The 13,253-nt window shown below is 67.2% G+C and carries 10 protein-coding genes; 5 read left to right on the top strand and 5 right to left on the bottom strand.

The features are described from left to right. Window positions 1–98 precede the first annotated feature (98 nt). From ABN611_RS30145 to ABN611_RS30135, 3 genes are all read right to left on the bottom strand, one after another. A complete protein-coding gene (locus ABN611_RS30145; RefSeq protein WP_350275642.1) occupies window positions 99–440 on the bottom strand; it encodes a metalloregulator ArsR/SmtB family transcription factor in 342 nt (113 codons plus the stop codon). Then, window positions 437–931: an ATPase gene (locus ABN611_RS30140; protein ID WP_350275641.1), complete on the bottom strand. Its 495-nt coding sequence runs from the start codon at window positions 929–931 to the stop codon at window positions 437–439. Before ABN611_RS30140 ends, ABN611_RS30145 begins: the two co-directional genes overlap by 4 nt. Before the next feature lie 155 nt (window positions 932–1,086). Then, on the bottom strand, window positions 1,087–3,600 hold the full coding sequence (locus ABN611_RS30135) for a glycoside hydrolase domain-containing protein (protein ID WP_350275640.1): 2,514 nt from the start codon (window positions 3,598–3,600) through the stop codon (window positions 1,087–1,089). A gap of 289 nt (window positions 3,601–3,889) precedes the next feature. Between ABN611_RS30135 and ABN611_RS30130 the strand changes: the two genes are divergently transcribed. Continuing rightward, window positions 3,890–4,312, top strand: coding sequence for a VOC family protein (locus tag ABN611_RS30130; RefSeq protein ID WP_350275639.1), 423 nt, complete (start codon window positions 3,890–3,892; stop codon window positions 4,310–4,312). A 30-nt stretch (window positions 4,313–4,342) separates the two neighbouring features. Here ABN611_RS30130 and ABN611_RS30125 read toward each other — a convergent pair whose 3' ends face one another. Next, on the bottom strand, window positions 4,343–5,299 hold the full coding sequence (locus ABN611_RS30125) for a glycoside hydrolase family 43 protein (RefSeq protein WP_350275638.1): 957 nt from the start codon (window positions 5,297–5,299) through the stop codon (window positions 4,343–4,345). Window positions 5,300–5,305: 6 nt separating this feature from the next. Beyond that, complete coding sequence (locus ABN611_RS30120; protein WP_350275637.1) at window positions 5,306–8,614, bottom strand: putative Ig domain-containing protein; 3,309 nt, start codon at window positions 8,612–8,614, stop codon at window positions 5,306–5,308. 386 nt (window positions 8,615–9,000) lie between these two features. On the opposite strand from ABN611_RS30120, the gene ABN611_RS30115 reads away from it, so the two are divergent. From ABN611_RS30115 to ABN611_RS30100, 4 genes are read left to right on the top strand one after another with little or no spacing between them, the layout of a single operon-like run. Then, the gene (locus ABN611_RS30115; protein WP_350275636.1) at window positions 9,001–10,314 is read left to right on the top strand and encodes an extracellular solute-binding protein; all 1,314 of its coding nucleotides are present in this window, start codon (window positions 9,001–9,003) and stop codon (window positions 10,312–10,314) included. 28 nt (window positions 10,315–10,342) lie between these two features. Then, window positions 10,343–11,314 (top strand): sugar ABC transporter permease, encoded by a 972-nt coding sequence (locus tag ABN611_RS30110; RefSeq protein ID WP_350275635.1) that lies wholly within the window; start codon window positions 10,343–10,345, stop codon window positions 11,312–11,314. Next, entirely contained in the window at window positions 11,311–12,207 is an 897-nt protein-coding gene (locus ABN611_RS30105; RefSeq protein WP_350275634.1) for a carbohydrate ABC transporter permease, read from the top strand. The genes ABN611_RS30110 and ABN611_RS30105 overlap by 4 nt, the downstream gene beginning before the upstream one ends. Beyond that, window positions 12,204–13,232 (top strand): hydroxyacid dehydrogenase, encoded by a 1,029-nt coding sequence (locus ABN611_RS30100; RefSeq protein ID WP_350275633.1) that lies wholly within the window; start codon window positions 12,204–12,206, stop codon window positions 13,230–13,232. The genes ABN611_RS30105 and ABN611_RS30100 overlap by 4 nt, the downstream gene beginning before the upstream one ends. Window positions 13,233–13,253: the final 21 nt, after the last annotated feature.

Genomic DNA, 13,253 nt, shown 5'->3' with positions numbered 1-13,253 from the left:
CTCCGATCGTGTTGTCGTGGAAGGACTTTCTGGCATGCGCAGTCGCGCGGCGAAGCATGCGGCTTCGCTGCGACAGTTGACGTAGGTAGGTGGGTCGATCAGGGCCGAGGCTGCGGGCCCTGGTCGGGCCGCTCGGCGAGTTGCTTGACCCGCAGCAGGCGGGTCTCCCAGGACCGGCCGATGCGGTCCAGCTCCCGGGCGAGTGAGCTCAGCCGGGCGCCGACGGCAAGGTAGACGACCTCGCGCCCGCGCTGCTCCGACTCGACGAGGCCGACCTCACGCAACACCTCGAGGTGCTTGCCGATCGCCTGCCTGCTCACCGGGACGACCCGGGCCAGGGCGGAGGCCGACATCGCGCCCTGCCCGAGGCGCGTGAGAATCTCCCAGCGGGTCGGGTCACTCAGCGCGGCGCACATGGTCGGGAGGTCCGGTCTGCTCACGATTCCGTGCCTGCTTGCGCCGCGCCGGACTCGACGAACACCTTGGCGGCGGCCAGCTCGTCGGTCCAGCCGCGGTCGTTGCCTTCGCGCTCCTTCAGCCAGGTCGCCGGGTCTGCCGAGAGGGTCGAGAAACCGCTCTCGAGGACGCGCAGTGTCACGCCGCCGCCGGGACGCTCGTCGATCCAGAACTCGACGAGCGTTCCCTCGGAGACAGGACGAAACGGTGTGCTCAGCCAACGGAACGCGGCATAGCGCGGCTTGTCCAGCTGCTCCGTACGGAACCGGTACTCCCCCACTCCCGGTTCCGTCACGACCGCGACATCGTCCTCGTACCGCACGTCGGGCTCGTCGTCGACGGTGCCGTCGTTGATGTACCAGCCGGGCCGCGCGACAAGGTCCCACACTCGATCGGCCGGCGCGTCGATGTCGATCTGGCGAGCGATGCTGTCGAGCTCGGCGAGCTCCACCTCGGAGTACCTGGTGTCATTCATGGCGTTCCCTCCGTCAGAATCGATGTGCAACTTTACGATTGCACATCACGGGCCTAACTGCAACCGCCAGATTGCAGTTCGATGATCTGAACGAGTTGGATCCATGACGCCCTGATCCAGGCCCCGGGCGTGCGGGGCCTGGACTGATGGCCCCGCTACGTCAGCCGTTCGAGCACTCGGCCGAGGTCGCCCCGCCAGGCCTGGTAGGTGGCCGGATCGCGGACATAGCTCTTCTGGCTGGTCACCACGTCATGGGCCGTGAGCAACCGTTCGGCCTTTGCGATCAGCTGCGGGTCGGTCCCGCCCGGCGCATGGTCGACCGCCTGCCGGAGCGCTGCCAGTAGGTTGTGGTCCTCCATGCCGTCCCGGAAGTTCTCGATACGGATGGACGGCAAGGGCCCGTTGCGCCCGGGGTAGAACAGCGATCCGTCGCCCGCCACGTCGTTCCAGGTCCGCGGGTCCCAGTTCGACAGCGGACCGTCGGTGAGTACTGGATGCCCGTACCAGCGGTCGACCCGGTAGTAGAGGAACCCATCGACACCTGCCTGGTAGGACATCGGGCCGAGCAGCGACCGCAGCTGGCCGGGTTCGTAGCCGACGAACAGGTTCGGATACGGATTCTGGTTGCCGGCGTGCAGATACCACCAGGACTCGTCGCCGGCCGCCCGGCGATCGGCGATGATCTCCGCCGAGTGCCACGGCACGTCGCGGACCCAGTAGTCCACCAGCCGGCTCAGTCCGGACCCGGTGCCCATCTGGTCGTCGATGATCGTGGACATCACCTCGATGTCGGGGAACCGCTGCTTGAACCGGGTGAGCACTGCCTTGATCAGACCGAAGTACTCCGCCCGGGACTCGTCACAGCAGTACAGATAGGCGCGGTCTGCCAGCCCGGCGGCGCGGTAGTCCTCGACGTACGGCTGGATCGTGTCGAAGAGGGCGTCCGCCTGCGCGTCCCAGGTCTCCGGGCGCGCCCGGTCGAACAGGCGCGGGTCGAAGTACCAGATGTTGAACCTGCGCAGTCCGCCGTACTTGCTGTCGATCTCGCGCAACTCGGCGACTGTCGGCGGTCGGCCGTCGTAGATGCTGCGGTAGATGTTGTCCGGCTGCAGCTTGTAGTCGGCGAGGAACCGCCACTTCGCCTCGTTGACCTTGCGGACGCCCTCAGGGTCGGTGATCCCGTACGGCTCGGCGTACGCCTTCGGGTCGTTCCCGATCGCCGTCTGGAGCACCGGACGGTCGGCGATCACGACGTCCCAAACCGTCACCCGTACGCGGGCGCGCTGAGGCGCGGTGTCCCGCGCCGTCAGCTCGATCGTGACCTCATAGTCTCCAGCCGCCGCACCGGGCGCGGCGTGCACCCGGATCCAGAAGGCCTGCAAGTCGTCGCCGGCGACGTCGACGGTGGCGCGGTCGGCGAGGATCGGGTCGGGCGTCCACCCCTGGTACAAACTTGGCCGGTACGGGGTCGGCGTACCGGGACGTGGCGCCACCGGTGGCGCCAGGTTGAGCGACGCGACCGGATCCGCCGTCACCGTCAGCCCGCTGCCGGGACCTCGTGGTCCGGCGATCCCCGTCACCTTCACCTGCGCTCCGGACAACCCGGTGCCGTACGGCAACGCGACGAGTTGCGTGCTCTCGTACTCACCGCGGGCGAGTTGCAGCCGGCCGTCGCCCCAACCGCACTGGCACGGCAGATCACGTGGATAGACCAACGACATCGAAGCCGCGAACCCGAGCCCGACCGGCGACTGCGGTCGGGCGCGGCGGGCATCCACGAAGCTGCCGAGCCGCGGGATCCGCCACCGCACAGTCTCCAGGCCGGCAAGGATTCCTCGAGCCGCGCCGATATCGCCGCCCAGACCTGGGATCCGGCCGCGGTAGTCGTCGAGCTGCGCGCGGATCGCGGCCGCCGTCCCACGTAGGGCCTGCTCGGGTGGCAATTGACGCGGCGAGATCCGGCTCTCGACCTGGCCGAGAGCCTCGACCGCGGCGTCCAGGCGTCCGGACAGACCCATCGAGGCGACCACCTGCGTGGCGGTGCGGGCCTGTTCGGCCGCCTCATCGACGAGCGTGTCGGTGCCGACGACGTCGTCGACGTACAGCCGCCGTGGGTTCGGGCTCCGCGCGGCGCTGATCTGGATGTGCTGCAACCGGGTCAGGTCGACACCTTGCGCGGCGATGGCCGCGGTCGCGATCTGGAACACCCGGTAGCCGTACGGCGCCGCGGAGAGCCCGGTCTGGTGGAACTTCCCTGCCAGGTCCCGCACCACGACGTACATGGTTGTCGGCTCCGAGGACGCGTTCAGTACGCCGACCCGCAGGTAGCCGAACGTCCGCCAGTCAGCCCGCTGCAAGGCGGTCCCGTCCTCCAGCCAAACCCGCGGGAACACCGTGTTGCCGGTGGCGGCACTGCCGGCGATGTCGAATCGCAACGAGCCGCTCCCGCGCGCGGCGAAGTCGGTGGACGGCACCGCCCGGTCGACATCCGCCGCCAGGCTCACCCCCTCCTGGCTGTCGCCCGGCTCGAAGTCGGCAAGTACGACGTCAGCAGCGCTCCGCTCCTGTACGCCGGCGGCTGGGGCGGCGGGAACGAGCAGTGCGACGAGCACACCAGGCAAGGCAAGCACCACGGCGATTCGTCGCCGGAGCGATCGATGGTTTCGCAACTCGGATTCCTTCCACGCGGGCGGCGGTCAGCGCACGACCTGTCGAGCGTGCGTGGGTACGCGGCGAGCTCACGAGCGCACACCACTGCAACGTTGGAACAGGGTGGAGCGTCGAATTACGGTCATGACCATATTCGATGCCAGCAAGGTTGCCAATGCCCTGGCTGCACTCCGGATCGGGTCCGCGGCAACGTCTCGAAAGTCGCCGGGCAAAGTGCTCATTCGGTGAGCACTTTGGCTGGAATCGTGGTGGTCATCAACCGGGAACCACCAGGAAAGGACCACCGAGATGTTGCGAGGATTCGCCACCGTCAGCTTCTACGCCGCCGACATGCACGCCGCGCGGGAGTGGTACACCGAGCTGCTCGGTCTCGAGCCGTACTTCGCCGTCCCGAACGCCGACAACCCCGACTACCTCGAATGGCGGTTCGGCGACTTCCAGTGCGAGCTCGGCATCGTCAATGCCAGGTACGCCAGGCAGGCCGTCGGGAACGGCCCGGCCGGCGCGATCATCCACTGGCACGTCGACGACCTGGAAGCCACGCTCGACCGCCTGCTCTCCCTCGGCGCCACCCTGCTCGAACCCATCACCGAACGAGGCGGCGCCAATTCCGGCTTCCGCACCGCCTTCGTCACCGACCCCTTCGACAACATCATCGGGATCATGAACAACCCGCACTACCTGGAAATCCTCGCCGAACTGAAGGGTTGACCGCGGCGGCCGGGTTCGAGCTCCCGGCGGTCAGGTCCACGAAGCAGTGCGCAGCCGCTCGTGCTCCTCGGCTGTCACGGGTAGGACGACTCCGTGACACGGGTCCTTCGGTAGCCGGTGGCCCGTCGCGGGCGCCCAGACGCCGTTGGCCAGGTCGGTGGTTTCGAAGGGGACGTAGCGGCGGTCCGGGCGGAACTCGTCGATCCAGAGGTACCACTTGTTCTCGGTGTTCGACTTGTACACCAGTGGGCCCTCGCCCTGGCTGATCGCGCCGAGGCCGATGCCCTCGGCCAGCGGCTTCCACTCGGCGGCCGTCAGGGAGGTCGCGGTCTCGGAGAAGACGGACTTGCCGTGCGGCGCGTCGCCGTCGCGGCCGCGCTCGTCCTTGAGGAAGCGGTAGTAGACGCCCTCGTGCTCGATCACCGTGGTGTCGATCGTCTGCCAGCCGCGGTCGATCCACACCCGCGGCGCCGAGAACTCGCGGAAGTCCCGAGTGGTCGCGCACATGATCCGGTTGTAGCTCTTGCCAGTGTGGTCGGCGTCGTCGTACAGCGTCGACGACCAGTGCACCAGGTACGCGTCCTGCTCCGGATCCCAGACTGCCTCCGGCGCCCAGGTGTTGCCGGCCTCCGGCGGGGCGACCTCGACGAGTCGCCCCTGTCCCCAGTCCACCAGGTCCGCCGACTCCCAGACCATGATCGAGCGACTGCCCCAGCGCTGGTGCCGATCCCAGTCGTGGCTCGCGTAGAGCCGCAGGTCGGTCGCGACCAGGTAGAACCGATCGCCCCGCGGAGCGCGGACGATGTGCGGATCGCGGACGCCGAGCTCCCCGAGAGTCGAGTAGAGCACGGGCTTTCCGCCGTTCAGGTCGGTGAACCGCAGCGGGTCGTTACCGTCACTCAAGGCGAAGTAGATCTGCTCACCATCGACGGACTCACGCTTGAAGTGTGCGTAGAGATAGCCGGTGTACCGATGAGTCTCGTTCAAGTCGAGCTACACGTCCTTCCTGATGTCGCCGTACAGTTCGACCTCGGAGAGGTTTCCGAACCAGTTCGTCGCGTTGTAGATGCGCAGGTACCGGTAGTGGTTCTCGCCCGACGGTTTCTGCTGGCTCCAGGTGTTCGCCGCGGCGCCGGTCAGTGGTTTGGTCAGGTCGGTCCAGCTCTGGCCGTCGTTCGAACCCTGCACGACGATGCCGTTCGCCCGCTGCGGGTGGCTGGCCCGCGGCAGGAACAGCACCTCTTCCGGCCGTATGGTCGCAAACGCGCCGAAGTCGAGGACGTAGTACGCGCCTGCTCCGCTGTTCAGGTCGCTGTAAGTGGCAGGGTCGCGGTCGAAGAGCAGGTAGCCCACCTTGTCGGCCGGCAGCCCGGTGCCCGGCCACTGCTTGTCGGACGCGGTGACGGTAGCCACCTTCGCCACGTCGACGAAGCGGGCAGGGTCGCCGGCGATGTAGAGCTTCGATCCGTCGGTGGTTCCGTACATCGTCGGTCCGGGCTTGCCGCTGGCGTCGAGGTAGTCGACCGCGACCTGAATGTTGCCGGGGGCCACATTTTCGAGCTTGACCGCAGCGGTCCAGTTGACGCCGTCGGCCGAGGTCGCCTTCGCCGGCAACCCTTGGACCGTGACAGTGACCTGTTGGAGCGGCTGCTTCGCGGTGACCGAGACGTCGACGGTGTCGCCCGTCATGATCTTGCCCGCGATCGCCTGCGCGGACGCGATCGAGGTCGCCCTCACCAGGTTGCCGATCTCGTGGCGCTCGCCGTAGATGTGGAACTCGGTCATCTCGAACACGCCCCGCACGATCCCGTACAGGACGTCCGGCAACTGCTTGATCATCTGGACCTTGACGTACCGGAACCGGTCGTCCTGGAGCTCCTTGGCGACGTCCAGGGTGTTGAAGTCCTGGGTGTACGCCGTGGCGCCCGGGGTGAGCCGCGTCCAGGTGACACCGTCGTTGGAACCGAACACGGCCGAGTTCGCGAGCCGGTCGGCGAAGATGTTGCTCTGGAAACCGAACTTCGTGGCGGAGACCCGGAAGTCGGGCCCGAAGTCGAACGTGTGCGACATGTTGACGGCCTGCGGGTAGACGGTACCGGTCTGTTCGTCGCCGTCGACCATGTTGACGACGCGGTCGCCGGTGGTGGAAGAGACGACGAGCCCCGGGTAGTCGAGACTGCCGTCCAGGGCGGTCTTCGGCGACAGCGGTCGCAGCCCGTCGACGGCGGTGACAAGGCCGGCCAGAGCCGCGAGATACTCGGCATCCGAGCCGTGCTTGCGCGCGTTCTCGGCGGCGTCAAAGGCGCCGCGGTAGGCGGCCCCGGTCGCCGATTCGTACGCCGTCCGGCTCTCGTATCCCTCTTTGGCGCGCGCCAGGGCGCTCGCGCGGTCGTCGCCTGCGGTCAAGGTGAGGCGCCGGGCGGCCATGTTCGTACCGTCGTCAGCGGCGACCGTTACGGTCCACGAGCCGGCCGCGGCCGGCTTCCAGCTCAGGACACCGGTGGCGGCGTCGAGTACGGCGCCCTTGGGCAGCCCGGTCGCGGCGTACGTCGTACCGTTGGCGACGGTCGCGGCGAGGTTCACCGTGATGTCGGCGCCGGTCCAGCCTACGATCCGGCCGGCCCCGTTCTCGGGGAAGACCGGCCCGGTGAGCTCGGCCGCGGCGTTGATGTTGAGGTGGTCGATGTCGACGGCCGCGCCCTCGGTCTCGATGAACAGGATGTCGTCCATGGGTCCGGCGGTCGTGACGTAGCGCCATTCCCCGCCGGTGTCCGGCACGATCACGGGGTAGTCGCGCTTCATCGTCTGGCCGTTTCTGGGAGTGCGCAGGCGAATCACGGCGTTGCCTTCGGTGCGGACACGGAAGCCCAGCTCTGGGCGGTTGGTCGCACCGTTGAGGTAGGCGATTTTCGAGCCGGGGCCCATGCGCACGTAGCCGTCACCGGCTCGGACGTCACCGGCCAGATGCGTGAAGCGATCCTCGACCTCAGAGATGTTCGGGTTGGTGCCGAGCGGCTTGGTCGACTGTCCGGCCGCCGCGGCGGGAGCGAACAGCCACGAGTCGCCGCCGCCGTCGACACCGTCCCAGTAGTTGCCCACCGCTCCCCCGCGGTGGTACAGCGGACCGGGGCGCTTGGCGTAGGCCTCGGCGAAGTACGGCGCCATCGCCTCGACGTCCTTGCCACGCGTGAATTCGTAGTAGTAATAGATCTCCCAGAAACTCGCGGTCACGTACCGGCCGCGGTAGCCGTCGGCGATGTGGTTGTAGGTGTCGCGAATCGTGCCGTCCGGCGAGATCGCATAGGCCATCGGCGTCCACGGCGTGTCGTAGCCGAGCATGAAACGCCAGAAGTAGTCAGCGGCCGCGAGGATCCGGTCGTTCAGAAACTCGTACGGCCCCACCGCGTTCGCGGCGTCGGAGACGGTGCCGGCGACGGGGTCGACCTTCGTGCCCTGCGCCAGCAGCATCCGGGAGATGATCGCGGCGTTGGTGAGGTCGCCGCCGCCGTGGGCCTGGTCGCGACCCATCTCGGTGTGCTGGACGTGCGGGTCCTTGATCGGCTTGCCGGTCTTGTCGTCGTGGTCGACCCACCGGAACAGCCGCGCGACCGAGCCGTTGAAGCCCTGGTCCTTCGCGGTGGCGTTGACGGTGAACCACTCGACCGATCGCTCGTAGAGGGCGGTGTCGTCCATGAAGATCGCCCCGGCCATCGCGCCCATGAGCGGGTACGTGTGCTGGTTCATGAAGTGGTTGTTGTCGTTCTGGAAGGTCTCGATCACCGGGACGACGAGGTTGTCCGTGAACGCCCGCGTGTCCGCGTCGGTCCAGGGGTACGCCTCGTCGGCGCACGAGGTGTAGCGCAGCAACTCGGCGGCGGTGACCATCCGGTTCAGTGGGACGCCGGTGTGGATGTGGGAGTCGGTGAAGTACTTGTACTTCGCCGGGTCCATCTGCTCCCAGATGCGGATGATGTCGAGCGCGTTCTTGCGGTAGACCTCTTCACCGGTGAGCACGTAGAGGACCGCCTGCGTGTAGGACTTCAGGCCGTCGGCGATGAAGCGGCCGTTGAAGCCCTGGCTGTCGAACGCGTCGGACGCCGGCTTGGTCGGGTCGGCGCTGCTCCGGTTGGACGACGTCACGCCCGTTCCGGCGGCTGACGACTTCTGCATCGCGCGGAACGACGAGGTCCAGGGTTCGGCGCCCGCGGCGATCTGCCGGCGGGCGTTCTCGAGGATCGGTTGGGTCAGCCCGACGCCGGGATGGACGAACCCCTGCTCGCTGACGGTCGACTGGAACGTCACCTCACAGGTGCCGAGCTGCTGCGCGGCGGCGGCCTGGCTGTCGCGACCAGAAGCCCGGTGAGGAGCAGGAGCGCCGCGACGAACGCGCCGACTCGGTGGGGCCTGCCGACGGCAGGCGGAGTTGGACTCACAGGAGAGCACCTTCTTCCCTGAGGCGGAGGAATCACAGGAGGAGTTCGGTGACGAGCAACAACGCCACGACGACGGACATCGGGGTGGCACAGCTCATAGTTACCGATTTCTACGCTAGGCACCATCTACGCAGACGGCAATCCCACGAGGTCTTGACGACAAGCGGGTTCTGCTCCTACGGTCCATAGAAATCGTTAACTATCGCGGCCGCCGTCAGCCTGCCAAACCCCCTAGCCACCCCTGGAGATCCACGCATGCCCAGAACCCGTCGTCGCGCCCTGGTGAGCGGCCTCGCCCTCTGCCTGGCCGCCGCCACCGTCGCCTGCAGCAGCAGCGACACCGACAAGAGCTCCGCCTCCGGCCCGGTCGAGATCGAGTACTGGGGCTGGGCGCCCATCCAGCCGGTGGTGGACAAGTTCAACGCCACCCACACCGACATCAAGGTCAAGTTCGTCAAGCAGGCGGACCTGCCGACCACCGCGACCGGTCTGCGCAACGCGGCCGCGGCCGGCAGCAAGATCCCGTGCCTGACACAGAACTTCGGCGACGTACCGGCGCTGCTGTCGGAGGGCCTGCTCTCCGACGTGACGGAGTACATGAAGCCCGCGGAGAGCAAGTTCAAGCCTGCGTCGCTGGTGGGTGCGCAGGTCCAGGGCAAGTACTACGGCATCCCGACCGGCACCGGGCCGACGTTCATGATGATCAACCGCGCCGTCTACGACAAGTACGGCGTACCGGTGCCGAAGACGTGGGACGACGTGATCGCCGCCGGGAAGGCGTTCAAGCCGCACGGCGTCCAGGTCATGAACCTGGCCGGTGAAGACCCGAGCACGCTCGTCAACCTGGTCACCCAGGCGGGCGGCACCTGGTACTCGGTGCAGGACGACGCCTGGAAGGTCGACTTCCTGTCGCCCGAATCCGTTGCCGCCGCCAACATTCTCCAGCAACTGGTCGACAACGGTCTGGTCGCCAACCAGACCTACCAGGACCGGCCCGCCCTGATCGCGTACTTCGACCAGGGAAAGATGGTCTCGCTACCGACCTCCACCTGGCAGCTGACCAACTACGAGCTGCACTTCAAGAAGTCCATCGGCAACTGGCAACCGATCGACCTGCCGCAGTTCGCCGGCGCCACCAAGTTCGCGACGCCGGCGCACGGCAGCGCCCTGCTCGTCCCGAAGGGATGCCAGCACCCGAAGGAAGCGACCGAGGTGGGCATCTGGATGAACACCACCAAGGACGGCATCGACGCCACCCTCGACAAGGCCACCGGCGCCTACGCCTGGCCGGGCGCGATGCCCGACCCGTCGCCGTGGATCGACGCCGCCGTTCCGCAGAAGCTGTTCGGCAGCCACCGCCCGGAGGCCAAGCCCGTGATCAACAAGGCCTCCGCGTCCGGCGTCGACAACTGGCTCGTCGGCCCGAACTACACGGGCGTCTTCAAGGAACTGCAGGACCAGTGGGCGCAGGCCGTCACCAAGAAGATCACCTTCCGCCAGCTCCTCGAGAACATGCAGAAGTTCACTGTCGACGACCTGAAGGCCAAGGGCATCAACGTCACCGGCTGAGAACGACGACCTCATCGGAGGAGGACGGATGTCCCTGGACCTGAAACCGAAACCGAAACCGCTGACAACACCATCAGCCGAGCAGGCTGGGGACGTCCGTGCCCCCGGCGCGCGACGGCGACGTACCGTGGCGCTCAAGGGCGCGTCCTTCACGGTGCCGTTCTTCGCGGGCTTCGTGCTCTTCACCGTCGTCCCGGTGATCCTTGCCCTGAGCGACAGTCTCTACACGTCGAAGAGCTCCGGCCTCGGCTTCGGCGAGAAGACCGTCACCTTCAGCGGCTTCGAGAACTTCTCCAGGGCCCTCGAGGACGAGAGGTTCTGGGGCAGTATGTGGCGGGTCGCGCTGTTCGCGGTGATCGTGATCCCGCTGATCCAGTTCGCCAGTCTGGCGCTGGCGCTGCTGCTCGACGCGGTTCGCAGGCGCGCGGCCGGCCGGCTGCGGATCGCGTTACTGGTGCCGTACATGGCGCCCGGCATCGTCGCGACGCTGATCTGGATCTACCTCTACAGCCCCGATGTCGGTCCGCTGACGCCGTTCTTCAAGCTGTTCGGGATCGATGCGAACTTCTACAGCGGCGAGATGATCTGGGTCTCGGTCGGCAACCTCGTCGCCTGGGGCAGCATCGGCTTCAACATGCTGATCGTGTACGGCGCCCTGCAGGCGGTGCCGCGCGACATCTTCGACAGCGCCCGGGTCGACGGCGCGTCGGAATGGCGTATCGCCTGGTCGATCAAGGTGCCGTACGTACGGCGTTCGCTGGTCCTGGTCAGCGTTCTCGGCATCATCGGAACCTTGCAGATCTTCAGCGAGCCGTTGCTGTTCCGCTCGATGACGCCGGAGACCGTCAACAAGGACTTCACCCCGATCATGACCATCTACAACCAGGCCTTCGCGATCGGCGACTTCAACTACGCCGCGGCCCTGTCCATCGTCCTCGCACTCGTGGTCGGCCTGGTCTCGGCGGTCTTCTACAAGCTCACGAACAAGGCCCCCACATGACAACCACTGCTCCGGCCAGGCGCCGGTACGACGACGACCTGCCGGCCGGTCACCATCCGTCCAAGACGTCGAGGATCCTGATCTGGACCGGCCTCGTCGTCTTCCTCATCTATTCGATCGCCCCGGTGTGGTTCCTCGTCGTCTCCGCGACGAAGAACCAGCGTGACCTGTACACCACCAACGGCCTGTGGTTCGCCGACTTCCATCTCCTCGACAACTTCCGGGACCTCTTCACCTACCACGACGGCATCTTCCTGCGCTGGATGGCCAACACGCTCCTGTACGGCGTCGCCGGGACGGTCGGCATGACCGTGATCTGCGTCGCCTGTGGGTACGCACTCGCCATGTACCAGTTCCGCGGCCGCGGCGTCCTGATGGGCTGCATCATCGCCTCGTTCCTGATCCCGGGCGCGCTGCTGACCGTCCCGTCGTTCCTGCTCTACACCAGGCTGCACATCATCGACACGCCGTGGGCTGTCATCGTGCCGAGCTTCTTCAGCGCGTTCTCCGTCTATCTCGCCAAGGTGTACGCCGAAGGCGCCATCCCGCCGGAGCTGCTCGAGGCCGCCCGGGTCGACGGCGCGGGCGAGTACCGCGCCTTCTTCACCATCGGCGCGCGGCTGATGACCACCGGCTCGGCGACCATCTTCCTGCTCGGTTTCGTCGGCTCCTGGAACTCGTTCTTCGGGCCGCTGGTGTTCCTGCGCGGCGAGCAGAAGTGGACCGTCATGCTCGGCCTGTACTCCTGGCTGAACATCAAGGTCGACCAGTCCGTGGACCTGACCGGCCTGGTCATCGTCGGATCGATCGTCTCACTCGTCCCGATCGTCGCCCTGATGCTGGCCATGCAGCGCTACTGGCGCTCCGGCATCACCCTGGGCAGCCTCAAATGAAGGGAACACCGCCACTCGTGTCCGACCGTCCCCAAGCACTGTTCGCCCTGAGCCCGCAGTACCTGCCGGAGCTGTTCCCGCCCAAGTCGTTGGGCAGGCTGCAGCAGCTGGTCCAGGTCGACGACGGCCTGGTCGCGGAGCAGTTCGACGCACCCGCGATCCGGGCCGCGCTCAGCTCGGCCGAGTACCTCATCACCGGATGGGGCTGCCCGCCGATCACCGCGGCGGTACTCGACGCGGCGCCCCGGCTGCGGGCGATCCTCCACACCGCGGGGTCGGTCAAGGCGCATGTCACCGCGGAATGCTGGGAACGCGGTCTGGCCGTCACCTCAGCCGCCTCGGCGAACGCCGTACCCGTCGCCGAGTACACGCTCGCGACGATCCTCCTCGCCGGTAAGGACGTCTTCCGGCTCAGCAACCGCTACCGGGCGGCCAGGCATTTCACCCTGGCCGAAGTACAGCCGGGAGTCGGCAACTACGGCCGCACCGTCGGCGTCATCGGCGCCTCGCGGATCGGCCGCCGCGTCATCGAGCTGCTCCGCCCCTTCGACCTCGACGTGTACCTCTTCGACCCGTACGTCGATGCCGTCACCGCCGCCGAGCTCGGCGTACACCTGGTTGATCTGGACACGCTGCTGCGCACGTGCGACATCGTCAGCGTGCACGCCCCCGCGAACCCGCAGACCTATCGACTCCTCGGGGCCTCGCAGCTCGCGATGCTGCGGGACGGAGCGACCCTGATCAATACGGCACGCGGCGAACTCGTCGACACCGATGCGTTGATCAAGCACCTCGAGACCGGACGGCTGTACGCCGTACTCGACGTGACGGATCCTGAACCGCTGCCCGGCCACTCCGCGCTCTGGGAGCTACCCAACGTCTTCCTGACGCCGCACATCGCCGGCTCGCACGGCAACGAGCTCGCCCGCATGGGCGACTGCATCATCGACGAACTCGAACGCATCCTCGGCGGCCGGCCGTTCGCGCACGGCATCGTGGCCTCCGACCTGGACCGGGTCGCCTGACCTATCGTTGAGCCGATACAG

Source organism: Kribbella sp. HUAS MG21 (genome assembly GCF_040254265.1).
GTDB lineage: Bacteria > Actinomycetota > Actinomycetes > Propionibacteriales > Kribbellaceae > Kribbella.
Note: the sequence above shows the minus strand (reverse complement) of the source record. Positions and strands in the feature narration are given on the sequence as shown.

What these genes read in the sequence shown, in the direction of transcription:
- ABN611_RS30140 (WP_350275641.1), bottom strand. Translation starts at nt 931, where the DNA reads ATGAATGACACCAGGTACTCCGAGGTGGAGCTCGCCGAGCTCGACAGC.
- ABN611_RS30130 (WP_350275639.1), top strand. Translation starts at nt 3,890, where the DNA reads ATGTTGCGAGGATTCGCCACCGTCAGCTTCTACGCCGCCGACATGCAC.
- ABN611_RS30115 (WP_350275636.1), top strand. Translation starts at nt 9,001, where the DNA reads ATGCCCAGAACCCGTCGTCGCGCCCTGGTGAGCGGCCTCGCCCTCTGC.
- ABN611_RS30110 (WP_350275635.1), top strand. Translation starts at nt 10,343, where the DNA reads ATGTCCCTGGACCTGAAACCGAAACCGAAACCGCTGACAACACCATCA.
- ABN611_RS30105 (WP_350275634.1), top strand. Translation starts at nt 11,311, where the DNA reads ATGACAACCACTGCTCCGGCCAGGCGCCGGTACGACGACGACCTGCCG.
- ABN611_RS30100 (WP_350275633.1), top strand. Translation starts at nt 12,204, where the DNA reads ATGAAGGGAACACCGCCACTCGTGTCCGACCGTCCCCAAGCACTGTTC.